The organism is Pseudoxanthomonas winnipegensis (assembly GCF_004283755.1).
In the GTDB taxonomy this organism is placed as follows: domain Bacteria; phylum Pseudomonadota; class Gammaproteobacteria; order Xanthomonadales; family Xanthomonadaceae; genus Pseudoxanthomonas_A; species Pseudoxanthomonas_A winnipegensis.
Genome location: NZ_SHMH01000001.1, coordinates 38,188 through 61,654 on the forward strand (window position 1 = coordinate 38,188; position 23,467 = coordinate 61,654).

The 23,467-nt window shown below is 69.9% G+C and carries 24 protein-coding genes; 14 read left to right on the plus strand and 10 right to left on the minus strand.

Going from position 1 to position 23,467, the window contains the following annotated elements; translation table 11 throughout:
- Nucleotides 1-176: 176 nt before the first annotated feature.
- Complete coding sequence (locus EAT51_RS00200) at nt 177-1,097, minus strand: lytic transglycosylase domain-containing protein (RefSeq protein ID WP_130553895.1); 921 nt, start codon at nt 1,095-1,097, stop codon at nt 177-179.
- Nucleotides 1,098-1,297: 200 nt separating this feature from the next.
- Between EAT51_RS00200 and miaB the strand changes: the two genes are divergently transcribed.
- Together miaB and EAT51_RS00210 are read left to right on the plus strand one after the other, a co-directional pair.
- Nucleotides 1,298-2,728, plus strand: a complete 1,431-nt coding sequence (miaB, locus tag EAT51_RS00205; RefSeq protein ID WP_130553896.1) for a tRNA (N6-isopentenyl adenosine(37)-C2)-methylthiotransferase MiaB — start codon at nt 1,298-1,300, stop codon at nt 2,726-2,728.
- The gene (locus tag EAT51_RS00210; RefSeq protein ID WP_130561130.1) at nt 2,725-3,543 is read left to right on the plus strand and encodes a shikimate 5-dehydrogenase; all 819 of its coding nucleotides are present in this window, start codon (nt 2,725-2,727) and stop codon (nt 3,541-3,543) included. The genes miaB and EAT51_RS00210 overlap by 4 nt, the downstream gene beginning before the upstream one ends.
- Here EAT51_RS00210 and EAT51_RS00215 read toward each other — a convergent pair whose 3' ends face one another.
- The gene (locus EAT51_RS00215; protein ID WP_130553898.1) at nt 3,544-4,320 is read right to left on the minus strand and encodes a helix-turn-helix domain-containing protein; all 777 of its coding nucleotides are present in this window, start codon (nt 4,318-4,320) and stop codon (nt 3,544-3,546) included. It abuts the gene before it with no gap.
- A 115-nt stretch (nt 4,321-4,435) separates the two neighbouring features.
- On the opposite strand from EAT51_RS00215, the gene EAT51_RS00220 reads away from it, so the two are divergent.
- The 8 genes from EAT51_RS00220 (at nt 4,436) to EAT51_RS00255 (ending at nt 12,057) form a co-directional block, all read left to right on the plus strand.
- A complete protein-coding gene (locus EAT51_RS00220) occupies nt 4,436-5,848 on the plus strand; it encodes an FAD-binding oxidoreductase (protein ID WP_130553899.1) in 1,413 nt (470 codons plus the stop codon).
- Between the two features lies 1 nt (nt 5,849).
- Entirely contained in the window at nt 5,850-6,770 is a 921-nt protein-coding gene (locus EAT51_RS00225; protein WP_130553900.1) for a class I SAM-dependent methyltransferase, read from the plus strand.
- 7 nt (nt 6,771-6,777) lie between these two features.
- Entirely contained in the window at nt 6,778-7,752 is a 975-nt protein-coding gene (locus EAT51_RS00230) for a PhoH family protein (protein ID WP_130519856.1), read from the plus strand.
- A gap of 12 nt (nt 7,753-7,764) precedes the next feature.
- Entirely contained in the window at nt 7,765-8,262 is a 498-nt protein-coding gene (ybeY, locus tag EAT51_RS00235; RefSeq protein ID WP_130523466.1) for an rRNA maturation RNase YbeY, read from the plus strand.
- Entirely contained in the window at nt 8,259-8,843 is a 585-nt protein-coding gene (locus EAT51_RS00240) for a hypothetical protein (protein ID WP_130561131.1), read from the plus strand. Before ybeY ends, EAT51_RS00240 begins: the two co-directional genes overlap by 4 nt.
- An 81-nt stretch (nt 8,844-8,924) precedes the next feature.
- Nucleotides 8,925-9,788, plus strand: coding sequence for a CorC family transporter (locus EAT51_RS00245; RefSeq protein ID WP_130519850.1), 864 nt, complete (start codon nt 8,925-8,927; stop codon nt 9,786-9,788).
- A 2-nt stretch (nt 9,789-9,790) separates the two neighbouring features.
- A complete protein-coding gene (locus tag EAT51_RS00250) occupies nt 9,791-10,975 on the plus strand; it encodes a lipoprotein N-acyltransferase Lnb domain-containing protein (protein WP_425599560.1) in 1,185 nt (394 codons plus the stop codon).
- A 152-nt stretch (nt 10,976-11,127) separates the two neighbouring features.
- Nucleotides 11,128-12,057 carry a peptidylprolyl isomerase gene (locus EAT51_RS00255; RefSeq protein WP_130519848.1) on the plus strand — a complete coding sequence of 310 codons (930 nt, stop codon included), beginning with the start codon at nt 11,128-11,130 and terminating at the stop codon, nt 12,055-12,057.
- A gap of 60 nt (nt 12,058-12,117) precedes the next feature.
- Here EAT51_RS00255 and EAT51_RS00260 read toward each other — a convergent pair whose 3' ends face one another.
- Both EAT51_RS00260 and EAT51_RS00265 read right to left on the minus strand, forming a co-directional pair.
- Complete coding sequence (locus tag EAT51_RS00260) at nt 12,118-12,612, minus strand: DinB family protein (protein ID WP_130561132.1); 495 nt, start codon at nt 12,610-12,612, stop codon at nt 12,118-12,120.
- 34 nt (nt 12,613-12,646) lie between these two features.
- Complete coding sequence (locus EAT51_RS00265; protein ID WP_130561133.1) at nt 12,647-13,558, minus strand: DMT family transporter; 912 nt, start codon at nt 13,556-13,558, stop codon at nt 12,647-12,649.
- Here EAT51_RS00265 and EAT51_RS20715 point away from each other — a divergent pair.
- On the plus strand, nt 13,557-13,679 hold the full coding sequence (locus EAT51_RS20715; RefSeq protein WP_265937019.1) for a hypothetical protein: 123 nt from the start codon (nt 13,557-13,559) through the stop codon (nt 13,677-13,679). The two genes, EAT51_RS00265 and EAT51_RS20715, sit on opposite strands and share 2 nt — an antisense overlap.
- 78 nt (nt 13,680-13,757) lie before the next feature.
- Entirely contained in the window at nt 13,758-14,693 is a 936-nt protein-coding gene (locus EAT51_RS00270) for a LysR substrate-binding domain-containing protein (protein ID WP_130561134.1), read from the plus strand.
- An 8-nt stretch (nt 14,694-14,701) separates the two neighbouring features.
- On the opposite strand, the gene EAT51_RS00275 is transcribed toward EAT51_RS00270, so the two are convergent.
- The 6 genes from EAT51_RS00275 to EAT51_RS00300 all read right to left on the minus strand — a co-directional run bounded on the left by EAT51_RS00275 (nt 14,702) and on the right by EAT51_RS00300 (nt 21,348).
- A complete protein-coding gene (locus EAT51_RS00275; protein ID WP_130533697.1) occupies nt 14,702-15,049 on the minus strand; it encodes a GFA family protein in 348 nt (115 codons plus the stop codon).
- A gap of 69 nt (nt 15,050-15,118) precedes the next feature.
- The gene (locus EAT51_RS00280; protein ID WP_130519839.1) at nt 15,119-16,339 is read right to left on the minus strand and encodes a putative bifunctional diguanylate cyclase/phosphodiesterase; all 1,221 of its coding nucleotides are present in this window, start codon (nt 16,337-16,339) and stop codon (nt 15,119-15,121) included.
- Nucleotides 16,340-16,392: 53 nt separating this feature from the next.
- Nucleotides 16,393-17,667: an HD-GYP domain-containing protein gene (locus tag EAT51_RS00285; protein WP_165422670.1), complete on the minus strand. Its 1,275-nt coding sequence runs from the start codon at nt 17,665-17,667 to the stop codon at nt 16,393-16,395.
- A 184-nt stretch (nt 17,668-17,851) separates the two neighbouring features.
- Nucleotides 17,852-19,702, minus strand: coding sequence for an ABC transporter ATP-binding protein (locus EAT51_RS00290; RefSeq protein WP_130561298.1), 1,851 nt, complete (start codon nt 19,700-19,702; stop codon nt 17,852-17,854).
- 104 nt (nt 19,703-19,806) lie between these two features.
- Nucleotides 19,807-20,286 (minus strand): ribonuclease E activity regulator RraA, encoded by a 480-nt coding sequence (gene rraA, locus EAT51_RS00295; protein ID WP_130561136.1) that lies wholly within the window; start codon nt 20,284-20,286, stop codon nt 19,807-19,809.
- A 24-nt stretch (nt 20,287-20,310) separates the two neighbouring features.
- Nucleotides 20,311-21,348, minus strand: a complete 1,038-nt coding sequence (locus EAT51_RS00300) for a lipid A deacylase LpxR family protein (protein WP_130553901.1) — start codon at nt 21,346-21,348, stop codon at nt 20,311-20,313.
- Between the two features lie 150 nt (nt 21,349-21,498).
- Between EAT51_RS00300 and EAT51_RS00305 the strand changes: the two genes are divergently transcribed.
- Both EAT51_RS00305 and EAT51_RS00310 read left to right on the plus strand, forming a co-directional pair.
- The gene (locus tag EAT51_RS00305) at nt 21,499-22,347 is read left to right on the plus strand and encodes a DUF72 domain-containing protein (protein ID WP_130519833.1); all 849 of its coding nucleotides are present in this window, start codon (nt 21,499-21,501) and stop codon (nt 22,345-22,347) included.
- Nucleotides 22,348-22,388: 41 nt separating this feature from the next.
- Nucleotides 22,389-23,333 (plus strand): DMT family transporter, encoded by a 945-nt coding sequence (locus EAT51_RS00310; protein ID WP_130519831.1) that lies wholly within the window; start codon nt 22,389-22,391, stop codon nt 23,331-23,333.
- Nucleotides 23,334-23,467: the final 134 nt, after the last annotated feature.

Genomic DNA, 23,467 nt, shown 5'->3' on the forward strand with positions numbered 1-23,467 from the left:
CGAAAACATCTTGAGGTAGCTGTCTGGCTGCCAGTGATGGGGCCGATGGAACGGCCTCATCGCAAGAGCGCGTCGGAGTCTAACTGAATAAAAAATTTCGCCACAACAATCCCTTTCCGATCAATCAGTTGGAAAAGGAAAACCCGGCCATTCCGGTACTGCAGCGCAACATCCGTTCAGCGAAGACCGACCGTCCCCAGGTTGGCCCGGTAGCGCTCGGCCAGCACGCCCACGCGCTGCACGTAGCGCTGGGTCTCGGCATAGGGCGGCACGCCGCCGTTGCGGTCCACCGCGCCTTCGCCGGCGTTGTAGCCGGCCGCGGCCAGAGTCAGATTGCCCTGGTAGCGCTTGAGCAGCCAGGCCAGGTACTGCACGCCGCCGCGGATGTTCTGCGTGGCGTTGTAGGCATCGTCCACGCCGAAACGGCGCGCGGTGGCCGGCATCAGCTGCATCAGCCCCATCGCGCCGGCGCGCGAGAGCGCCAGCGGGTTGTAGGAGGATTCGGCATGGATGATGGCGCGCACGATCGCCTCTTCCACGCCGAATTCGCGCGCGGCCGAGGCGATCTCGCTCTCGTAGGCGACCGTGTTCAGTCGCACCGCGCCGAAGTTGAGGTTGGGATTGCCGCAGGCGTAGCAGGTCTCGATGAAGCTGTACTTGATCGTGCGGATGTCGGCGCTGGCCAGCCCGCGCGGACGGGCGCTGGTGTAGTTGCGCACCCCGTCCTTGATGAAGGAATACACCTGGCCGCTGACCACGCGGCGCGGCGGCACGGCGGCGGGCTTGGCCACGGCGGCAGTCGGCGGCGGCGGTGCGGCCGGGACGATGGCCGTCGAAGGCCGCGACTCGACGCTGGGCGGCACGATGGCGGCAGGCGCGGCAGGCGCAGGAGGTCTGTGCGCCGGCGCGCTGGTCTGGGCGCGGCGCGCCGGCTCGGCCCGGTATTGGCTCACCACCGTGCAGGTGGCGCCGGAGACGCGCTTGCTGACGTAGGCCGGGATCCCGTCGGCGCCGACGCACTTATACAACGTGCCGGCGCTGGCCGGCAGCGCGACCAGCGCGGCAGCGATCATCCCCAGTCGCAGCAGCCCCCTCATGGGCGCGAGTGTCCCAGCTTATCAATGACTTAACAAGCATTCAGCGCGCGGTCGGCAGGGCGACGCGCCGGTGGGACGCGGCACAGCGTTTGCACTCCTCGGCCCCCGCGCGCGACTGCCCGGTGCGCCTGCCGTCCGGCGCAAGCCGCCAAGCCGCTAAACTAACCGGCTTCCCCGCCCACCCGCCTGGATTAAGCGCCATGACCGGGACGCCAGACGTCACCCTGCCCACCTCGGGCGACACCTCGCTCATCCCGCTGCCCTTCGTCGCCACCCGGCCGGCGCAGGCGCGCGGCAAGCTGTACATCAAGACCCACGGTTGCCAGATGAACGAGTACGACTCGGCCAAGATGGCCGACGTGCTCGCCCAGGCCGAAGGGCTGGAGCTGACCGACCGGCCTGAGGAGGCCGACGTCATCCTGGTCAACACCTGCTCGATCCGCGAGAAGGCGCAGGAGAAGGTCTTCAGCCAGCTGGGCCGCTGGAAGGAATTCAAGACCGGCGGCCGCGAGGTCATCATCGGTGTCGGCGGCTGCGTGGCGTCCCAGGAAGGCGAGGCCATCGTCAAGCGCGCGCCCTACGTGGATCTGGTGTTCGGCCCGCAGACCCTGCACCGCCTGCCCGAGCTGATCCGCGCGCGGCGCGAACAGAACCGCCCGCAGGTGGACATCAGCTTCCCGGAGATCGAGAAGTTCGACGCCCTGCCCGAACCGCGGGCCGAGGGCCCGAGCGCCTTCGTGTCGATCATGGAGGGGTGCAGCAAGTACTGCAGCTTCTGCGTGGTGCCCTATACCCGCGGCACCGAGGTGAGCCGGCCGTTCGAGGACGTGCTGGTCGAGGTGGCGCAGTTGGCCGCCCAGGGCGTGCGCGAGATCAACCTGCTCGGCCAGAACGTCAACGCCTACCGCGGCCCGTACGGCGAAGGCGAGATCGCGGATCTGGGCATGCTGATCCGCACCATCGCCCAGATCGAGGGCGTGGGCCGCATCCGCTTCACCACCTCCCATCCGCTGGAGTTCTCCGACACACTCATCGATGCGTATCGCGACGTGCCGCAGCTGGCCAACTACCTGCACCTGCCGGTGCAGGCGGGCAGCGACCGCATCCTCAGCGCGATGAAGCGCGGCTACACCGCGCTGGAGTTCAAGTCCAAGATCCGCAAGCTGCGCGCGGTGCGGCCGGACATCTCGATCAGCTCGGACTTCATCGTCGGCTTCCCCGGCGAGACCGATGCGGACTTCGAGAAGACCATGAAGCTGATCGAGGACGTGGGCTTCGACCAGAGCTTCTCCTTCATCTACTCGCGCCGTCCAGGCACGCCGGCGGCCGACCTGGCCGACGACACGCCCAGCCAGATCAAGCACGCGCGCCTGGAGCGCCTGCAGGCGCGCATCAACGCCTTCGCCGCGGAGATCTCGCAGAAGATGGTCGGCAGCGTGCAGACCGTGCTGGTCGAGGGCCCGTCGAAGAAGAATCCCAACGAGCTCACCGGCAAGACCGAGAACATGCGCTCGGTGAACTTCCCCGCGCCGCAGCGCCTGATCGGCCAGTTCGTCGATGTGCTGATCACCGAGGCGCTGACCAACTCGCTGCGCGGCCGCGTGGTCACCGACACGGAGCGGGCCGCATGACCGCGCGCATCAGCCGCGACACCCAGCTGTGCATGTCGCTGTCCGGACGGCCGGGCAACTTCGGCACGCGCTTCCAGAACTACCTCTACGACGCGCTGGGGCTGGACTACCTGTACAAGGCGTTCACCACGACCGACCTGGAGGGCGCGATCGCCGGCATCCGCGCGCTGGGCATCCGCGGCTGCGCGGTGTCGATGCCCTTCAAGGAGGCGGTGATCCCGCTGCTGGATGGCCTGCAGCCGTCGGCCAAGGCGATCGATTCGGTCAACACCGTCCTCAACACCGAGGGCGTGCTGCGCGGCTACAACACCGACTACACCGCGGTGGCCACGCTGATCGCCGACAGTGGGCTGTCGCCGGACACACCGGTGGCGCTGCGCGGCAGCGGCGGCATGGCCAAGGCCACCGCCTGCGCGCTGCGCGACGGCGGATTCGCCCGGGGCTGGGTGGTGGCGCGCAACGCGGTGGCCGGCCAGCGCCTGGCGCGCACCGCCGGCTGGCAGTGGTCCGAGGACATGCGCGGCGTGACCGCCGGGCTGCTGGTCAACGTGACCCCGATCGGCATGGAAGGCAGTTCCGATGCGCAGTCGCTGGCCTTCACCGAAGCGGAAGTCGCCGCGGCGCAGCTGGTCTTCGACGTGGTCGCCATCCCGGTGGAAACCCCGATGATCCGGCTGGCGCGCGCCCTGGGCAAGCCGGTGATCACCGGCGGCGAGGTGATCGTGCTGCAGGCGGTGGAGCAGTTCGTCCTGTACACCGGCGTGCGGCCCGAGCCCGAGCTGGTCGCCCGCGCCGCCGCGCACGCGCTGGGCTGATCAGCGCCGCGCGCGCCTGCGCGGATCGCGGGCAGGCGGCGCGCTTTCCGCACGCAGGCTGTCGACCAGCGAAAACACCCACGGCCTCAGCGCGACCAGCATGCCGACGCTGCGCCGCCGCTCCGGCGGTAGGCTGATGTCGAGCTCGGCCGCCTCCTTGAAGTCGACCACCAGCTTGTCCAGCTTGCGCCGCAGCGTGGCGACCGACGCCTCGCCGAGTTCGCCGATTTCCAGGGCCAGGTGCGCCTCGGCCGCGGCGAAGTCGTCCTTGAGGAATTCATGGCTGGCCATCTGCAGGTAGCGGGCGCGCACCGGCCCGTCGTCGCGCCATGAGAAATCGCGCGGCACGCGCAGGCGCACGTGGTTACCCGGCAGCATGTCGAGCAGGCGCAGACGATCGAGCTGGGCCAGCAGCCGCACCAGCTCGGGCGGCCTGAGTCCGAAGCCTTCGCCGATCGCCGCGGTACGCCAGCCTTGGCATAGCAGGTGGAAGACGGTCATCAGCCGCGGCTCGGCCGCCAACGACCGCTCCTGGTGCAGGGTGAGATGGCGGCGCGATTCGCGTGCGCCGCGGGCCGTGCGCGCCAGCTCGAAGAAGTCGATGTCCAGCACTTCGCAGATCTGCTCCAGGCGCGCCAGGTCCATGCGCCCGCTGGACAGCACGCGCTTGATCGTCGGCTCGGACACCCCCAGCGCCGCGGCCAGGTCGGCATAGCGCCAGCCGCGTTCCTTGAGTAGGCGCTTGAGCGCGGTGAGCAGGCGTTCGCGGTCGGCCATGGCGATGGAAGCGCGTCACAGGAGGATGGAAGGGATCATATTCCGATACTTGTCCTAACTTGATTGCGGATCTTGATCCGCAGCGCGCAGGGTGCGCTCACCTCTCCAGCCAAGCATGCGCATGCCCGCCCTGCCCGCTCCAGCCTGTCGGCCCGCCGAACTGCTCAACGATGTCCATGCCCGCCTCAATCCCACGCGGGCGCACGTGCTGCGGCCCGGCTCGGTGGCCGAGGCCTGCGCCGCGATCCGCGCCAGCGCGCGGGCCGGATCGCCGCTGATCGCCGCCGGCGCGCGGCATGCGATGGGCGGCCAGCAGTTTCTCGCCGATGGCCAGGTGCTGGACACCGCCGCGCTGGACCGCGTCGTGGACTTCGACCCGGCGCGCGGCCTGATCACGGTCGAAGCCGGCATCCGCTGGCCTGCGCTGCTGGCCTGGCTGGCAGCGTGCCCGGACAACACGGCGGGCTGGACGATCCGCCAGAAGCAGACCGGCGCCGACGACTTCAGCCTGGGCGGCGCACTGGCCGCCAACATTCATGGGCGCGGGCTGTGCCTGGCCCCGTTCGTGGAGGACGTGGAGGCGCTGGTGCTGATCGATGCGCAGGGCCAGCGGTTACAGGCCAGCCGCGGCGAGGGGGCCGAGTTGTTCGCCCTGGTGGCCGGCGGCTACGGGCTCTTCGGCCTGGTGGTGGAGATGACGTTGCGGCTAATGCCCCGGCGGACGCTGCGCCGCCAGGTGTCGCTGGCCCGCATCGGCGGCGTGCAGCGCGCATTCGAGGACGCGATCGCCCAAGGCTGCACGTATGGCGATTTCCAGTTCGCGATCGATCCGCGTAGCGAGGACTTCCTCGATCTGGGCGTGCTGTCCTGCTATCGCCCGGTCGATGGCGTCGAACCCGACGCGCCGCGCCATCTGCAGGCCGAGGACTTCGGCCGGCTGCTGTGGCTGGCCCACCAAGCGCCCTCGCGCGCCTTTCAGGAATACGCCGATTTCTATCTGTCTACCGACGGCCAGCACTACGCCAGCGATGCGCAGCAGACCGGCGTGTATCTGGAGGACTATCACGCGGCGGTCGATCGCAGCCTGGGCCACTGTGGCTCGGAGATGATCACCGAGTTGTACGTGCCGCGCGGCGCGCTGGCGGGCTTCATGGGCCGCGCCGCCGACAGCCTGCGTCGCGATCACGCCCAGCCGGTCTACGGCACGGTGCGCCTGATCGAACGCGAAACGACCAGCGTGCTGGCGTGGGCACGGCAGGACTGGGCCTGCGTGGTGTTCAACCTGCACGTGCAGCACGGCCCGGCCGGCGTGCAGGCCGCGGCCGTGGCCTTCCGCGCGCTGATCGACGATGCGCTGTGGTTCGGCGGCAGCTACTACCTGACCTATCACCGCTGGGCCACGCGCGAGCAGGTGCAGGCGGCGCATCCGCGCTTCGCCGAATTCCTCCGCGCCAAGCGCGCGCTCGATCCGCAGGGCCGCTGGCAGAGCGACTGGTATCGCCACCACGCCGCGCTGGTGACGCGCTGACATGGCCGGCATCAGCACCTCGATGCTGCTCGCCGCCGCCGCGGTACGCGAGGCGCGGACGGATCGCACGCCGCCCGCGCAGCGCAACGCCGCCATCGCCCGTGCCTGCCTGCAGCGCGCCGGGAGCGGCGGCGATCGCCTGCTGCGCGCAGTCGATACGCGGCCTGGACGCGGCCTGCTGCGGCTGCTCGAGGCCGCCTGCCTGCCTGGCATCGGCGCGCACTACACCTGGCGCAAGCGTCGGATCCGGCGATGGGCGCAACAGGCCTGCGCCGAGGGCGTACAGCAGGTGCTGATCCTGGGCGCCGGCTTCGACGGGCTGGCGCAGGCGTTGCTGGACCAGGCGCCGGCGCTGCGCGTGTTCGAGGTCGATCGCGAGGCCACGCTGGCGATCAAACAGGCCGCGCTGCGCGCGCTGTGCCTCGACGATCCGCGCCTGCGGCTATGTCCTGGCGAACTCGGGACGGTGCCGCTGGTGCGCTGGCTGCGCGGATTGCCCGGCTTCGCGCCGGAACTGCCCACGCTGATTGTCGCCGAGGGCCTGCTGATGTACCTGCCACTGGACACGGCGCAGGCGCTGCTGCGGCAGCTGGCCCGCGCCCTGCCCGATGCACGCCTGATCGCCACCGCGATGGCGCTGTGCCACGACGGCGCGCCCGGCTTCGTCCGGCAGCGCCCCTGGGTGCGGCGCTGGCTGGGGCGGCGCGGCGAACCGTTCCGCTGGGGCGCGACGCGCCAGGCCCTGCCGACGCTGCTCGGCCAAGGCGGCGTACGGATGGACGGAATCGCCGACGCCGACGATGCGGATGATCCCGACCCTGCGCCTGGGGAATGGCTGTTCCACGGCCGCCTGCTGCATCCGGACCACAGCGTTGCGGCCGCCTCTCCACACAGCCGACTCAGGGCCGCCGCGCTACCCTAGGCGGCCTATGACGACCCACCATCACGATTTCACCCTCGACCCCTACGACGCCGAGCAGCTGGCCAACCTGGCCGGGCCGTTCGATGCGCATCTGCGCCAGATCGAACTGAAGCTGGGCGTGGAGATCTCCAACCGCGGCAACGTGTTCCGCGTGCAGGGCCCTGACCGGGCCGTGGCGGCGACCGAGCAGCTGTTGCATACGCTGTACGCGGAAGCCGCGACGGAGACCTTCGACGCCGATGCGATCCACCTGCGCCTCAACGAGGCCAATTTGGAGCATGTCGCCGCAGGTGGCTACGCGCCGCAGGACGTGGCGATCAAGGTCAAGCGCGGCACGGTGCGCGGCCGCGGCCCCAACCAGGCCGCCTATCTGCACGCCATCGCCACCCATGACATCAACTTCGGCATCGGTCCGGCCGGCACCGGCAAGACCTTCCTGGCCGTGGCCATGGCGGTGGAGGCGCTGAACGAGGCGCGCGTGCAACGCCTAGTGCTGGTGCGCCCGGCGGTGGAGGCCGGCGAGAAGCTCGGCTTCCTGCCCGGCGACCTGAGCCAGAAGGTGGACCCCTACCTGCGCCCGCTCTACGACGCCCTGTACGAGATGCTGGGCGTGGAGAAGGTGGCCAAGCTGCTCGAGAAGAACGTCATCGAGATCGCACCGCTGGCCTACATGCGCGGACGCACGCTCAACGATGCCTTCGTGATCCTGGACGAGGCGCAGAACACCACCGTCGAGCAGATGAAGATGTTCCTGACCCGCATCGGCTTCGGCAGCACCGCGGTGGTGACCGGCGACATGAGCCAGACCGACCTGCCCAAGCACATCCGCTCCGGGCTCAAGGACGCGCTGGAGGTGCTGCGCGGCGTGGACGGGATCTCCTTCAGCTTCTTCGGCGCGCGCGATGTGGTGCGCCATCCGCTGGTGGCGCGCATCGTGCGGGCTTACGATGCGCGCGACGACAAGGCCGCCGATCCGGCGTGAGTTGAAACCGACATGACCCAGGGTCCGATCCATCTGCAGGTCGCGGTTAGCTATGCGCTGCCGCGCGCCGGCCTTCCGTCCGCGGTGAGCTTCCGCAAGTGGGTCGCCGCGGCGCTGAAGGGCCGCATCCGCGAGGCCGACCTGGCCATCCGCCTGGTCGATGCCAAGGAAGGCCGCGCGCTCAACCGGCATTACCGTGGCAAGGACTACGCGACCAACGTGCTGTCCTTCCCGGGCGAGCTGGACGAGACGATCAAGCTGCCCAAGGGCGTGACCATGCCGCTGCTGGGCGACCTGGTGATCTGCGCGCCGGTCGTGGCGCGCGAGGCGCGCGAGCAGGACAAGGCGCTGCTGGCGCACTACGCGCACCTGACCGTGCACGGCACCCTGCACCTGCTGGGCTGGGATCACGAGGACGACACGGAGGCCGAGGCGATGGAGCAGCTGGAACGCGAGATCCTGGCCGAGCTGGGCATCGACGATCCCTACGCGGCGGACGGCGCCGCATGAGCCGGCGCGCGCTCGCCACCGCGCTGCTGCTGTGCGCGCCGTTCGCCCTGCCGCGCGCGCATGCGGCCGAGGCCACGCCGATCGCCAAGCCAGATCTGGCCGCGCTGATCGAATGCCGCAAGGAGGTGCCGGACTTCCTCGCGCTGGCCCCGGCCGTGAGCGACCCGCTCAAGGCCGTGGCGCTGGGCTGGAAGCCGCTGCCGCAGGTCAACCCGTTCATGACCGAATTCCAGCTGGCCGCGCCGATCACCGTCTTCGGCCATGCCACCGACCGGATCGCCTTCGCCGGCGACAGCATCATGGCGATCCTGGACCTGCCCGATCCACGCCCGCTGGCGCACCAGCTAGAGCTGGAGACCGGCATCGACACGCCGGAGAAGGCCATTTTCGGCAAGCAGCTGCGCGCGACGACACGGACCGATCCGGCCAGCGGCCAGACCCTGATCCAGGCCATCATCCTCAATGTCTCCAACGTCGCCTCGCACCCGGGCAAGACGCTGGCCGGCTGCAGCTACAACCTGGACACCGAAGGCCCCGATCCGGCCCCGGCGGCGCCCGCCGCCCAGGCCCAGGCCCACTGAACGCGGCGTCAGCCGGCGCCCGAAACCGTTCTGCTAGACTGCCGGCCACGCCCGCGATTGCCGGGTGCCGTCCACCCCCCAATGTCTGAAGACGACAGTACAACCGCGTCGGAAATCCCTGAAAAACGACGCAGCTGGCTCGAACGCCTGAGCCAGGCGTTCTCCGGCGAACCGGAATCCCGCGAAGACCTGCTCGCGCTGCTGCGCGACGCCCAGCACAACGGCCTGCTCGAGGCCGACACCGTGACGATGATGGAAGGCGCCATGTCGGTGGCCGAACTCACCGTGGGCGATGTGATGGTCTCGCGCTCGCAGATGGTCTCCCTGGCCGTGGACACGCCCTTCCTGCAGCTGATGCAGCAGGTGGTCGAATCGGGCCACTCGCGCTTCCCGGTGCACGGCGAGAACAAGGACGAGATCCTGGGCATCCTGCTGGCCAAGGACCTGCTGCGCGGCGTGGTCGCCGACAACGGCCCGGGCACGGTGCGCGAGCTGCTGCGCCCGGCGGTGCTGATCCCCGAATCGAAGAAGCTCAACCTGTTGCTCAAGGAGTTCCGCCTCTCGCGCAACCACATGGCGCTGGTGGTGGACGAATACGGCGGCGTGGCGGGCCTGGTCACCATCGAGGACGTGCTGGAGCAGATCGTCGGCGAGATCGACGACGAGCACGACGAGGCCGAGGACGAGGCCTCGCGCATCGCCGCGCAGGCCGATGGCCAGTACGTGGTCGACGCGCTGACGCCGATCGAGGACTTCAACGAGCGCTTCGGCGCGGACTTCCCCGACGACGAGTACGACACCGTCGGCGGCCTGGTCACCGACGCCATCGGCCACCTGCCCGAGACCGGCGAGGAGCTGACGCTGGGGCGCTTCGCCTTCCGCGTGGCCAAGGCCGATGCGCGCCGCGTACACGCCTTCCACGTCGGCGTATTGCCCGAGGATTGAGCTTGAAGACCACCGGCCTGCTGGCGCGCCTGCTGTGCGCGCTCGTGTTCGCGCTGCTGGCCTGTGCCGCGCCGGCCGCGCCGCGCATCGGGGTGATGACCATGCAGCCGGGCGAGGTGTTCTTCGAGCGCTTCGGCCATGACGCGCTGGTGGTGGCCGACCCGCAGACCGGCCAGGCCACCTCTTACAACTTCGGCTTCTTCGATCCGGACGAGCCGGGCTTCGTGCGCCGCTTCATCGACGGCAAGATGCTGTACTACCTGGTCGCGCTGCCGCTGCAGGAGGACCTGCAGAGTTACCAGGCCGAGGGCCGCGGCGTGTCGATCCAGTGGCTGGACCTGACCCCGCAGCAGGCGCAGGCGCTGGCCGATTCGCTGGCTTGGCGCGCGCGTCCGGAAAATGCGCGCTATCCCTACGACTACTTCACCAGCAACTGCGCCACGCAGGTGCGCGATGCGCTCGATGCGGCCATGGGCGGGGCGCTGAAGAAGCAGCTGGCCGGCCGTTCGCGCGGCAACACCTACCGCAGCGAGTCGGTACGCCTGGCCTCGCCCGCCTGGTGGATGTGGATCGGCTTCGACCTGGGCTTCGGCCCCTACGCCGACCGGCAGCTCTCGCGCTGGGACGAGGCCTTCGTGCCGATGCGCCTGGCCGATGCGCTGACCCAGGTGAAGAACACCCAGGGCCGCCCGCTGGTGCAGTCGACCCAGCAGCTGCTGCCGCACCGCATCGCGCCCGAGCCGCCGGAGAGCGCGCGCAGCTGGTGGCCGTGGCTGCTGGCCGGCGCGCTGGTGGCGTTCGCGCTGGTGTGGCTGGGCACGCGCGCGCGGCGCGTGGTCGGCGGCGTGGCGCTGGTGTTCTGGCTGGTGTGCACGCTGGCCGGCGCGCTGATGCTGTTCATCTGGTTCGGCAGCGGCCACGTCGCCGGCTGGGCCAACCGCAACCTGCTGCTGCTCGATCCGCTGTGCGTGCTATTGCTGCCCGCGGCGGTGCAGGTGCTGCGCGGCCGCGCGCTGGCGGCGTGGTCGCGCTGGCTGCTGCGTCTGGTGGCGGCGCTGTCGGTGCTGGCGTGGATGCTGCACTGGTTCCCGTTCAACGTGCAGGCCAACATCGCCTGGGTCGCGCTGCTGGTGCCGGTGCATCTGACGCTGGCGTATGTGCTGACCGCTCAGCGCGCGACGCGCTGATTCCACGCGCTTGCAGGCCCGCGCGGGCCTGCGCCAGCGTCGGGTTCCGCTTCCCGCCTGTCTTGCCGGAGCGCGCAGGCGCGCGCCTCGCTGGCGTGGCGCGGGGCGCCCGGTCAGAATCGGCCCATCCTTTCCATGCCACGAGTCGCCACATGCCCGCTCCCGCCCGCCTCACCGCCGCGCTGCTGCTCGCGCTGTTGCCCGCCATGGCCGCGGGCGCGGCCGCGCAGGCCAAGAAGCCGTACCGCAGCGGGCAGCAGATCCTCGACGCTTCGCCGGCCAGCGACTGGCGTACGCTCGACCCGGCGCGCACGCTCTACCTGGAGCTGGCCAGCGGCCGGGTGGTGATCGAACTGGCGCCGGCGTTCGCGCCCGAGCATGTGGCCAACATCACGACCCTGGCCCACGAGCACTTCTGGGACGGCACCAGCATCTACCGCTCGCAGGACAACTTCGTGGTGCAGTTCGGCGACGTGGATGGCGAGGACCCGGCCAAGGCCAAGTCGCTGGGCAGCGCGAAGACGCATCTGCCGGCCGAGTTCCACCGCAGCGCCAAGGGCCTGGACTTCCAGCCGCTGCCTGACCGCGATGGCTGGGCCAGGCAGGTGGGCTTCGTCGACGGCTTCCCGGCCGCGCGCGACGGCGCCGACGGCAAGGCCTGGCTGGCGCACTGCTACGGCACGCTGGGCGCGGGCCGCAACAACGCCGACGACAGCAGCATCGGCGCCGAGCTGTACGTGGTCATCGGCCAGTCGCCGCGCCAGCTGGACGACAACATCACCGTGGTCGGCCGCGTGGTGAAGGGCATGGAGCTGCTGAGCACGATCCAGCGCGGCCCGGAGCCGATGGGCTTCTACACCGACCCGGCGCAACGCACACCGATCAAGTCGATCCGCCTGGCCAGCGAGGTGCCCGCCGCCGAGCGCACGCCGCTGGAGCTGCTGCGCACCGACAGCCAGACCTTCCGCGACGTGGTCGAAGCCAAGCGCAACCGCGTGGACGACTTCTACAAGCGTCCGGCCGGCCACATCGACCTGTGCAACGTGCCGCTGCCGGTGCGGACGCCGGGCGGCAAGAAGTAAGCCAGGCGCGGAGAGCCCCCGCGTCAGCGCCGCGGGACGTGCCGACGCGATCCGCGCGTCCTAGACAATCCCTTGGCGCCGCCCCGGTTCGCTGGCATGCAGATAGCGGGTGAAGGTGTCGCTGGGGCGATCGCAGCCGCACTCGGCCAGCACCATTCCCACGTTGCCGCGATGGTAGGCGCCGTGCGCCAGCACGTGGAACAGGATCTCCGCGCGGGTCATGGTGCCCGCTTTGCCATCGGTGAAGGAGAAGGAGACCGGCGCGTGCAGCGCGCCGGCTTCCAGCGTCGCCACGTACTGCCGGTACCAGGCGTCGGATACGGCGACGTCTTCGCGCAAGGCTTCGAGGGTCGGCGTGTCCGGCGTGTTGGTCGCCTGGTAGTCGTGAGCCGTCCCCTGCAGATGGGCGGCGAAGATCCGGTCCACCACGTAGGCGTGATTCATCAGCCGCACCGCACGCTTCCATTGCGCCGGATGCTGCTGCGGATCGATCGCGGCAAGCGCCTCGAACATCTCCGCGTTGGCCCATGCCTTGTAGCCGAACTGCTTATCCATCCGCTTGCTCCTGAAGGTCAGGTCCGAGTGGCTGTCAGCGCGGGCGCCTGGCCGCGGCGCGTTGGCTGACCGCGACGCTGCCCAGGATCAGCACCGCCGCCAGCAGCATCGTCCAGGTCAGCGGTTCGCCCAGGATGGCCCAGGCCAGCAGCGCGCCGAACACCGGAATCAGATAGGTCACCGTGGCCGCGCGGGCCGGCCCGATGCGCTGGATCAGGCGGTAGTACACGCGGTAGGCCAGGCCGGTGCACAGGATGCCCAGCGCGCCGGCGCAGGCCCAGGCCACGCCGGGCACCGGCGCGGCGGGCCAGTGGGTCACCGCCAGCGGCGAGAGCAGCAGGGCCGCGCAGCCCAGCGTCGCCGCCGCCGAGCTGGCCGGCGGCAGATCGGCCATGTGCCGCTTCACCAGGTTGTAGCCGATCCCGTACAGCAGCGACGCGGTCGCGCCGGCCAGCGCCGCCGGACCCACGCTCAGGCCGCCGGCCTTGCCGGTGGCCAGCACCAGCACGCCGACGAAGCCGACCAGCAGGGCGACGGCGCGGCGCGCGCCGATCTTCTCGCCGAAGAACAGGAAGGCGATCAGCGCGGTGAACAGCACCGTCATCGCATTGGTGATGGCGCCGATCGCCGCCGGCGCGTGCTGCGCGCCCCAGGCGAACAGCAGGAAGGGCAAGGCCGAGTTCAGCACGCCGATGCCGGCCAGCACCGGCCAGCGCCTGGCCGGAAACTGCGCCCGGTCGCGCCACAGGAAGGGCAGCAGCACCAGCGCGCCCAGGCACAGGCGCAGCTCGACCAGGGCATAGGCGCCGAAATGCGGCGCGGCCACGCGCATGAAGAGGAAGGAGCTGCCCCAGATCACGCCCAGCACGGCCAGCTCGATGGGCGTGCGCCAGTCGCGGGTGGTGTCGGTGGGCGGACAGGCGGCCGAAGGCGAGGCATGGGACATGGCGCGGTTCCACATGGAAATCGTGAGGGAAGGTGCGGACGGCAGCGCGCCGTCGGCAGGCGCCGCCAGCCTGCGCGATGCGGCGGCGGCGCGCTGGCCGGTTCCGGACATCGCAGCTTGATTGCATGGTCCAGCGCGCGGCCCGGCCCTACAAGCGCGTAGTATCGGCGCCTGCCACAAATCTGATTTGTGCCTCGCCATGCACTTGCGCCCGACCCTGTTGCCCTCCCTCGGCGTGTTCGCCGCGGCCGCCCGACACCAGAACCTGGCCCACGCCGCCGAGGAGCTGCACGTGACCGCCAGCGCGGTCAGCCATCATGTGCGCAAGCTCGAGGCGCTGCTGGGCGTGAGCCTGTTCCAGCGTCACGCGCGCGGGGTCAAGCTCACTCCGGAAGGCCGCCAGCTGGCCGATGCCGCCACCGCCGCGCTGGCCGACGTGGCCGCGGTCGCCGGCGCGCTGCATCCGCAGTCCGAGGTGGTGCCGCTGAAGGTGACCACGCTGCACTCGCTGGCCTACTGCTGGCTGCTGCCGCGCCTGCCGCGCTTCTGCGCCGCCTATCCGCGGGTGCGGGTGGAACTGGACTCCAGCCCGGCGATGGCGCGCTTCGACGACAACGGCCCGGAGGTCGGCATCCGCTACGGCAGCGGCGACTGGCCGGGCATCACCGCCCATCACCTGATGGACGACGAGCTGTTCCCGGTCGCCTCCCCTGCGCTGCACGGCATCGGCGAGGTGACCACGCCGGCCCAGATCGCCCGGCTGCCGCTACTGGCCGACCTGGGCCTGCAGGGCTGGCGGGAGTGGTTCCGCGAAGTCGGCGTGCACGGCGCGCAGCTGCCGATCGCGCATGTGTTCAGCGACAGCACCGACGTGATGCGCGCTGCGGTCTACGGCCTGGGCGCGGCGCTGGCGCGCAAGCACATCGCCCTGCCCTATCTGCAGCGCTATGAGCTGGTGCGTCTGCCCGGCCCGGCCATCCGCGCGCGCTTCGCCTATTACGCCGTGCACGCTACGCATCGCCCGCTGTCGCCGGCCGTGCGGCTGTTCATGGACTGGCTCAAGGAACAGGCCAAGGACACGCGCACGCCGATGCCGGCGGTGCCCGACGAACTGCTCGGCCGCGCACCGGCTTGAAAGCCGCGTCAGCGGCCGGCGCCGTCGTAAGGAAGGATAGTCAGCGAGGCCAGATCCAGCTGCGGCAGGCAGCGCACGTTGATCGCGACCATCGCCGCGCCGTCCGGCCCGGTGCCTTCGCTGTAGGGCGCGATCCCGCAGGTCGCGCAGAAGTGGTGGCGCAACGTGTGCGAGTGAAAGGTGTAGGTCTGGACCGCGCCTGGATCGCTGCGCAGCGAAAACGCCGCGCGCGGCGCGAACCAGAGCAGGCCGCCGCGGCGCCGGCACAGCGAGCAGTTGCAGTCGATCACCTCGCGTACCTCACCGGTCACGGTGAAGTCGATGGCGCCGCAGTGGCAACTTCCGGCATGGTGCATGGCGAGCGCTCCGCGCGTTGGAAGCGCCAGTCTAGGACATCGCCCGGCGCGTGCGGGCCGGTGGCGCCTTCAGTCGACGAACTGCGCCAGGGCCTCTTCCGCCGGCGCCGGGCGCCCCGGGTAGTAGCCCTGGCCCAGGTCGCAACCGATCTCGCGCAGGCGGCTCCAGACCGCCGAGCTCTCGATGCCTTCGGCCACCACCACCGCTTCCATGCTGTGGCCCATGTTGACGATCGATTCGACCAGGCGGCACATGCGCCGGCTGTCGATGACGTCGCGCACGAAGCTCATGTCGATCTTCAGCTCGTCCACATGGAAGTGGCGGAAGTAAGACAGCGAGGAGTAGCCCACGCCGAAATCGTCCACCGCGATGCGCAGGCCCATCTCGCGCAGACGCGTGAGCGCCTGGCCGATCTGCTGCGGGTTGTCGACGAAGGCGGTCTCGGTGACTTCCAGCATCACCTGGGCGGGGTTGACGTTCCAGATGCGCAGGGCCGAGGCCATCTGTTCGACGAAGCCACCGGCGGTCAGCGCGATCGGCGACACGTTCAAGCCGCACTGCAGGTCCGGATGCTCGGCGAACACCGGCGCGCAGTGGCGCAGCGTGGCGTTGATGCTCCAGCGGGTCAGGCCGTCGATCAGGCCGGTCTGCTCGGCGGCGACGACGAACAGGTCCGGCCGCACCGGACCCAGCACGGGGTCGTGCCAGCGCGCCAGCGATTCGAAGCCGCGCAGGGCACCGCTGTCCAGGGCGAAGATGGGCTGCAGGTGGACCTGCAGCGCATTGTGGTGGATCGCGCGGTGCAGGTCTTCGTAGCCCACGCTGGCCGGCATCTGCCCCGCATACAGCGCGTGGTGCTCAGGCCGCTGGGCGGCGCTCGCGCAGGCCACGTCGGCGTGCCGGCACAGCTGCTCGGCGTCGGCTGCATTGACGGCCATGGCCACGCCCACGGCCACGGTCACCCGGGAGGGACGGCCGCCGGCTTCCAGCGGATAGCGGAAGGCGCGCGCGATCTTGCCCGCGGCCAGCATGGCCAGGTTCTGGTCGCGCACGCCGGGCAGCAGCACGGCGAAATCGCACTCGCCGATGCGCACCAGCGCATCGACCTCGCGCAGGCAGTCGCCCAGGCGCGCGGTGAAGGCGGCGATGAGCGCATCGCTGGCACCGTAGCCGAACACCGCCTCGTACTCGCGCAGCCGCTGCATGCGCACCACCAGCAGCGCGCCGCCCGCGGCCGGCTCGGGGACGAGGCGCGCGATGGTGTCGAACAGGATTTCGCGGTTGAGCATCTGGCCGTCCTAGCGCCCTGCCTGGCGCAGCGTCATGCTGGCCCGCGCGCATCTCACAGATAGAGTTCCTTGGGATCGAGCCCGTAACTGCCGGGCTTGAGCCCCTTGCGGATGCTGATCTGGCGGTTGTCGTGCGCGCCCCAGGTGTCGCGCAGGTCCAGCGGCTCGAAGGCCTCGCGCCGCTGCTTGTCGGCATCGGTCAGCAGCATGACCTGCGGGAACAGCCGGCGCACCGGGTTCTGCTCGACCACGATGGCGACCTCGCCGGTGGACAGTTCCACCAGGCTGCCGGTCGGATACACGCCCAGGCACTGCACGAACTGCTCGACCAGGTCGGGCTGATAGGACGCGCCGCGCTGGCGGTAGAGCGCCTGCATGGCCTCGTAGCGCGACAGCGGCTCGCGGTAGGGCCGCGGGCTGGTCATGGCGTCGAACGAGTCGACGATCGCCGCGATCCGCCCGAACAGCGGGATCTGCGAGCCGGTCAGGCCGGCGGGATAGCCCGAGCCGTCCTCGCGCTCGTGGTGGGTCAGGATCATCTCGCGCACGACGCTGTTGGAGGCACCTGAGGCGTCGTACAGGCGCAGGCTGTGGCCGAGGTGGCTGCGCAGCAGCTCCAGCTCTTCGTCGGACAGGGCGCCATCGTGTTCCAGCAGCGACTCGGGCAAGGCGGTCTTGCCGATGTCCAGCAGCAGCCCGGCGGTGGCCAGGTCGTGCAGGGCCTCATCGGGGAATCCCAGATGCCGGCCGAAGGCGGCCATGAAGCCGCAGCAGTTCACCGCGTGGCTATAGGTGTAGCCGTCGTGCTGACGCAGCGCCTCCAGCCAGAAGAACGCATCGGGATTGCGCACGATGCTGTCCACCACCGGCGTCACCGCCTCCTCGACCGCCTCAACGTCCAGCCGGCCGCCGTTGCGCAGCTCGGCGATGATGCCGCCGGCGGCACGGTCCACCGATTCCAGCGCCTGGCTGGCACGCGGCACCTCGTCCTGGACGCGCGACAGGATCGGGCGCGGATTGGCGGTCAGCATGGCCAGTTCGGGGATCGCGTAGGGCTTGCGCCGTCTCGCCGGCGCCGGCTCCGGGTCGCCCACGACCATGGGCGCGGCGGCCGGCTTGCGCAGGGCGGCGCGCACGAAGCTCTCGCTCTTGATCACATCGACGGTGACCTTGGCGCAGTACTTGGCCAGCTCGGCGATATCGGCCGGGCTTTCGATCAGGAATCCTTCCAGCATGTACGGCGTGCCCAGCCAGTCCCGGTCGAGCCGGCTGACGTACATCCCCGGGCGCAGCTCGCCCACCTGCAGCTCGCGTTCCTCGATCCACATCCGTTGATGCCCGCCCCTCGCAGTACTTGCAGCCGTCGCAGCCATCGCAGTCCCTGCCGTTCTCGCAGTCGCATCAGCGAACATGCTCCCCATCCCTTGCACGCATCATCCCTAGACCCCAGCCGGCTTTCAAGGAAAGACGGACTGAGCAGCGTAACGGCAGGACGGCGGCTTTCTTTAGCGACTAGCGCGTGTCCCCGACGAGCGGGTCGGCGGCCACGAATCCCCCCGTCTGCCGCTGCCACAAACGCGCATAGAGCCCCCCCTCGGCCAGCAGCTCGGCGTGGGTCCCCGTCTCCACGATCCGTCCCGCATCCATCACCACCAGCCGGTCCATCCGGGCGATCGTAGACAGCCGATGCGCAATGGCGATGACGGTCTTGCCGCGCATCAGCACGTCCAGGCTGTCCTGGATGGCCGCCTCGACCTCCGAATCCAGCGCCGAGGTGGCCTCGTCCAGCAGCAGGATCGGCGCATCCTTCAGCAGCACCCGGGCGATGGCGATGCGCTGGCGCTGTCCGCCGGAAAGCTTGACCCCGCGTTCGCCCACGTGGGCATCGAGTCCAGTGCGCCCCTCACCATCCACCAGCGTATTGATGAAGCCATCGGCACGCGCTTGGGCGATGGCCGCCGCGACCTGCTCGGGCGTCGCCTCGGGCCGGCCGTAACGCAGGTTATCGAGGATCGAGCGATGCAACAGCGAGGTGTCCTGGGTGACCACGCCGATCTGCCCGCGCAGGCTGGCCTGGGTGACGCCGGCGATGTCCTGGCCATCGATCAGGATGCGCCCGGCCTCCAGGTCGTAGAGCCGCAGCAGCACGTTGACCAGGGTCGACTTGCCGGCGCCGGACGGACCGACCAGGCCGATCCGCTCGCCGGCGGCGACGGTCAGGTTCAACCCGGCGATCACCCCGCCGCGCTGGCCGTAGTGGAAGTGGATGTCCTCGAAGCGCACCTGCCCGGCCGTGACCCGCAGCGGCGGCGCGCCGGGACGATCGGTGACGGTATGCGGCCGGGCGATGGTCTCCATGCCGTCCTGGACCGTGCCGATGTCCTCGAACAGGCCGTTGACCACCCACATGATCCAGCCGGACATGTTCTCGATGCGGATCACCAGCCCCGTGGACAGGGCGATGGCGCCGACGGTGATCGCCCCGCGCTGCCACAGCCACAGGCCCAGGCCGGCGGTGCCCACGATCATCAGGCCGTTGAGCACGGCGATGACCACGTCCATCGCGGTGGTCATGCGGGTCATGCGCTGCACGCTGCCCAGGTTCTCGCGCACCGCCTCGGCGACATAGTCGTCCTCGCGCCGCGGATGCGGGAACAGCTTGAGCGTGGCGATGTTGGTGTAACCATCCACCACCCGCCCCATCAGCCTGGACTTGGATTCCGACGCGCGCCAGGAGCGCTCCTTCACCCGCGGCACGAAATACGCCAGCGCCGCCACGTAGGCCAGCAGCCAGGCGATCAGCGGCAGCATCAGCCGCCAGTCCGACTGGGCGAACAGCACCAGCGCGCTGCCGGTGTACACCGCCACGTACCACAGCGCATCGATCAGCTGGGTGGCCGACTCGCGCAGCGAGGCGCCGGTCTGCATGATCCGGTTGGCGATGCGTCCGGCGTAGTCGTTCTGGAAGAAGGCCAGGCTCTGCCGCACCACGTGCCGATGCTGCTGCCAGCGCGTGCGCGCGGTCAGCGCCGGGGTCACCGACTGGTGCATCAGCAGGTCGCCCAGGGCCATCAGCAGCGGCCGCAGCACCAGCGCCACGCCCGCCATGCCCAGCAGCTGCGGGCCGTGGCGGTCGAAGAAGCCGGCCGCCGTCTCGTCCTTGGCCAGGTCCACCAGCTTGCCGAGGAAGTCGAACAGCGCCACTTCCACCAGCGCCACCGCGAAACCGACCACGAACATCGCCGCCAGCACCCAGCCGCCCGGCCGCAGATAGTGCAGATAGAAGCGCACCAGCCCGCGCGGCGGCGTCGCCTCGTCGGGACGGCCGAACACGTCGATCAGCGATTCGAACCAGCGGAAGATCATGGGAGCAGGCGAAGTCTAGAGGAGTCCGGCGTGAGCAGCGGCGAAGACAAGGATGGCGCCGTCCCTGCCCGCTCCTCAACACGCTTCGCCTGGGCCTGGTCTCAGGTCAGTGCTTGCTCGGCCACGATCACCCCGTTGGCATCGGCATACAGCCAATGCCCGGGCACGAAGGACACCCCGGCGAAGCGCACCGGCACATCGACCTCGCCCAGGCCGCGCTTTTCGGTCTTCATCGGCACGGCGGCCAGCGCCTTGATGCCCAGCGGCAGGTTGGCCAGCACTTCCACATCGCGCACGCAGCCGTGCACCAGCACGCCGGACCAGCCGTTGGCCACGGCCTTCTCGGCCAGCATGTCGCCCAGCATCGCGTGGCGCAGCGAGCCGCCGGCCTCGATCACCAGCACCTTGCCGGTGCCGGCCTGTTCGACCTGCTCGCGCACGCGCGAGTTGTCCTCCGGGCAGCGCAGGGTGACGATGGTGCCGCTGAAGGCCTGCGCGCCGCCGAAGTCGCGGAACAGCGGCTCGGCCACCTGCACCTCGGGATGGGCATCGCACAGGTCGGGCGTACTCCACTGGGGCATTGGCGTTCTCCGCGTGGGACGGGACTACAGCGCCCGGCTGATGGTGAAGCTGCCGAACACCGGCGGCTCGCTCTGGCCGTCGAACTCGCGGCTGGAATGGTAGCGCGCCACGGCGAACTTCCAGCGCCCCTTCATGACCGCCACGCCGTAGCCGATGTAGCCCACCACATTGCGCTTGTCCACGCTGTGGCTGTCCTTCCAGGTGTTGCCGTCCAGGGTGATGTCGCGCAGCACCCAGCGCACGTCGGTGGTCAGGAAGGCATGGAAGCGCCATTCGCCGCCCGGACGGGTCTGGCTGGCCGGGGCGGTGTTCTCGCCGGCCGGGCGCAGCGGCGTGCTGCCGAAGTCGTCGGGCAGATGGCGGCCGAAGCGCAGCTCGGCGCCGCCGTTGGCGAAGGTCTGGTAGTTGCCCAGCGCCGCGCCGTAATGGGTGATCGCGTCCCAGGTCCACAGCCCCGAGCCCCACGCGAAGCGATGCATGCGCTCATGGCGCAGCAGGAACAGCGGCTCGTCGCGCAGCTGGTTGTCCCAGCCGCGGAACTTCTTGTCGCTGAGCACCCGGTGCACCGCCTCCTGGATCTGCTTGCCGCGCGCCGACGGCCCGACCCAGCCCAGGCCGATCTGCGTGGTCTGCAGCGCATCGCCCTTGCGCGCGTTGTAGCCGAAGGTGGCCATCAGCACGCCGGCATAGGGTCGATCGTCCGGGATCAGGTCGCTGCGGGTGTTGTCCTTGGGCGTGTACAGGGCCTGGCCGAGGTTGAAGACCATGTTCTGCTCATCGAAGCCCTCCGGCTTGATCGCATTGAGGTAGCGATTGACCAGACGCGCCATCGGCGACAGACACGGATCGTCCTGGTAGTCCTTCAGGTTGGCCGAGACCCAACCCAGCTCCACACCGCTGGTATAGCCCTGGTCCTGGTGATCGCCGCCGAACAGGTCGTTGTCGACGCGGAGGCTGACGGCCTTGGGGATGTCGGTGCGGGTGGGACATTGCTCCGACGTGACCGCCTGCGCGCTGCCGCTCGCCGTGGCTGCAACCAGCAGCCAGCCTGCCTTGGACATGGGATTCCCGCGTGAAAGTTGAGTGCAGGGAATCATGAACGGCTCAGTACTGAAATTGGTGTGAAGGCATGACACGCAGCGTCGCGATGGCCGGTCTTGCCAGCCTGCCCGGCTATGCTCACCGGCCCTCGTCCTTGCCGGAGCACCGCGATGGCCAAACGCAGCGCCGCACCGCCCGACGCCGATCTGTTCCAGACGCCCGCCGCCGCGGAAGGCATCCGCGTGGGCATCGGCGGCTGGGTGTATGCGCCCTGGCGCGACAACTTCTACCCGGCCGGACTGGTACAGCGGCTGGAGCTGGAATACGCCAGCGCCCGCCTCACCGCGATCGAGATCAACGGCACCTACTACGGCACCCAGCAGCCGGCCACCTACGCCAAGTGGCGCGATGCCACGCCGGAGGGCTTCATGTTCTCGGCCAAGGCGCCCAAGCGCATCACCCAGTCGCGCAAGCTGACCGGCACGCGTGCGCAGGTGGAGGATTTCATCGGCGGCATCGGCGAGCTGGGCGACAAGCTCGGGCCGCTGGTGTGGCAGTTCGAGGCCGGGCGCAGGATCGATGCCGAGCAGTTCGAAGGCTTCCTCGACCTGCTGCCGAAGAAGGCCGGCAAGCGCACGCTGCGGCACGTGCTGGACGTGCGCGATCCGGACTTCATCACGCCCGACTTCCTGGCCCTGGTCCGCGCGCACGGCATGGGCACCGTGTTCTCCGAATCCACCGAATACCCCTCCTTCGCCGATATCACCGGCGACTTCGTCTATGCGCGCCTGATGGCCAGCCGCAGCGACGAGGCCACCGGCTATCCGGCGGCCGAACTGGATGCCTGGGCGCGCCGCGCACGCGCTTGGCGCGCCGGCGAGGACCCCGAGGAGCTGCCGCACGTGGGCCCGACGCCGGCGCCCAAGCGGCCGCGCGAGGTCTTCGTGTTCTTCATTTCCGCGGCCAAGGAACGCAACCCCGCCGCGGCCATGGCCTTGCTGGAACGCTTGCGCAAGTAATCGTTTCGCCACGGCGAGGCGGCGCGGCGATAATTGCGGCCATGCCCATGTCCGTCCTCCGCAAGGCCCACCTGCAAGTGCACCTGTGCGTGCTGTTGTGGGGATTCACCGCCATCCTCGGCAAGCTCATCACCCTGCCCGCGCTGCCCCTGGTGTGGTGGCGCATGCTGCTGGTGGTGCTCGCCCTGGCCCTGTTGCCGACAGTCTGGCGCGGCCTGCGCGCGATGCCGGTGCGGCGGCGCTGGGCCTATGCCGGCATCGGCGCGCTGGTGGCACTGCACTGGCTGACCTTCTACGGCGCGATCAAGCTGGCCAATGCCTCGGTCGCGGCGACCTGCATCGCGCTGGCGCCGGCGTTCACCGCGATGATCGAGCCATGGGTGACGCGCCGGCCGTTCGATGCGCGCGAGCTGTTCTTCGGCATCGCCACCCTGCCCGGCGTGGCGATGGTGGTCGGCGGCGTGCCGCACGAGATGCGCGCCGGCATCGCGGTCGGTGCGCTGTCGGCGCTGCTGGTGGCGGTGTTCGGCTCGCTCAACAAGCGCATGGTGGAAGGCGGCGAACCGCTGACCGTCACCGCCCTGGAGCTGGGCGCCGGCACCGTGCTGCTGACCGCGCTGGCGCCGCTGATGGCGCTGGTGCCCGGCTTCGGCGGCGCGCTACTGGTCCTGCCCAGCCTGCACGATGCGGCGCTGCTGGTGGTGCTGTCGCTGGTCTGCACGCTGCTGCCCTTCGCCCTGGCGCTGGTGGCCCTGCGCCAGGTCAGCGCCTACGGCATGCAACTGGCGACCAACCTGGAGCCGGTCTACGCGATCCTCCTGGCCATCGTGCTGCTGGGCGAGCAGCGCGAACTCACGCCGATGTTCTACGGCGGCGTGGCGATCATCCTGGTCGCGGTCTTCGCCCACCCGGTGGTGGCCCGGCGCAGCCCAGGCGCGCATCCCGAGCTGCTGGTCACCGCCGAAGCCAAGAGCGTGGCCGACTGAGGGCGGCGCGTCGGAGAAGCGCGATGGAACCCATCGTTTTTCCGCGCAGGCCGCAGACCCGGCGGCAGGATGCCATGCGCGAAAGTCGCTGGGTTCACGCCTTCGCGGGAACGACGAGTTGAGCGCGGCCGACG

Bases quoted from the DNA above. Each gene is read 5' to 3' on its own strand.
- EAT51_RS00200 (WP_130553895.1), bottom strand. From the start codon at position 1,097: ATGAGGGGGCTGCTGCGACTGGGGATGATCGCTGCCGCGCTGGTCGCG.
- miaB (WP_130553896.1), top strand. From the start codon at position 1,298: ATGACCGGGACGCCAGACGTCACCCTGCCCACCTCGGGCGACACCTCG.
- EAT51_RS00210 (WP_130561130.1), top strand. From the start codon at position 2,725: ATGACCGCGCGCATCAGCCGCGACACCCAGCTGTGCATGTCGCTGTCC.
- EAT51_RS00215 (WP_130553898.1), bottom strand. From the start codon at position 4,320: ATGGCCGACCGCGAACGCCTGCTCACCGCGCTCAAGCGCCTACTCAAG.
- EAT51_RS00220 (WP_130553899.1), top strand. From the start codon at position 4,436: ATGCGCATGCCCGCCCTGCCCGCTCCAGCCTGTCGGCCCGCCGAACTG.
- EAT51_RS00225 (WP_130553900.1), top strand. From the start codon at position 5,850: ATGGCCGGCATCAGCACCTCGATGCTGCTCGCCGCCGCCGCGGTACGC.
- EAT51_RS00230 (WP_130519856.1), top strand. From the start codon at position 6,778: ATGACGACCCACCATCACGATTTCACCCTCGACCCCTACGACGCCGAG.
- ybeY (WP_130523466.1), top strand. From the start codon at position 7,765: ATGACCCAGGGTCCGATCCATCTGCAGGTCGCGGTTAGCTATGCGCTG.
- EAT51_RS00240 (WP_130561131.1), top strand. From the start codon at position 8,259: ATGAGCCGGCGCGCGCTCGCCACCGCGCTGCTGCTGTGCGCGCCGTTC.
- EAT51_RS00245 (WP_130519850.1), top strand. From the start codon at position 8,925: ATGTCTGAAGACGACAGTACAACCGCGTCGGAAATCCCTGAAAAACGA.
- EAT51_RS00255 (WP_130519848.1), top strand. From the start codon at position 11,128: ATGCCCGCTCCCGCCCGCCTCACCGCCGCGCTGCTGCTCGCGCTGTTG.
- EAT51_RS00260 (WP_130561132.1), bottom strand. From the start codon at position 12,612: ATGGATAAGCAGTTCGGCTACAAGGCATGGGCCAACGCGGAGATGTTC.
- EAT51_RS20715 (WP_265937019.1), top strand. From the start codon at position 13,557: ATGGCGCGGTTCCACATGGAAATCGTGAGGGAAGGTGCGGACGGCAGC.
- EAT51_RS00265 (WP_130561133.1), bottom strand. From the start codon at position 13,558: ATGTCCCATGCCTCGCCTTCGGCCGCCTGTCCGCCCACCGACACCACC.
- EAT51_RS00270 (WP_130561134.1), top strand. From the start codon at position 13,758: ATGCACTTGCGCCCGACCCTGTTGCCCTCCCTCGGCGTGTTCGCCGCG.
- EAT51_RS00275 (WP_130533697.1), bottom strand. From the start codon at position 15,049: ATGCACCATGCCGGAAGTTGCCACTGCGGCGCCATCGACTTCACCGTG.
- EAT51_RS00280 (WP_130519839.1), bottom strand. From the start codon at position 16,339: ATGCTCAACCGCGAAATCCTGTTCGACACCATCGCGCGCCTCGTCCCC.
- EAT51_RS00285 (WP_165422670.1), bottom strand. From the start codon at position 17,667: ATGTGGATCGAGGAACGCGAGCTGCAGGTGGGCGAGCTGCGCCCGGGG.
- rraA (WP_130561136.1), bottom strand. From the start codon at position 20,286: ATGCCCCAGTGGAGTACGCCCGACCTGTGCGATGCCCATCCCGAGGTG.
- EAT51_RS00300 (WP_130553901.1), bottom strand. From the start codon at position 21,348: ATGTCCAAGGCAGGCTGGCTGCTGGTTGCAGCCACGGCGAGCGGCAGC.
- EAT51_RS00305 (WP_130519833.1), top strand. From the start codon at position 21,499: ATGGCCAAACGCAGCGCCGCACCGCCCGACGCCGATCTGTTCCAGACG.
- EAT51_RS00310 (WP_130519831.1), top strand. From the start codon at position 22,389: ATGCCCATGTCCGTCCTCCGCAAGGCCCACCTGCAAGTGCACCTGTGC.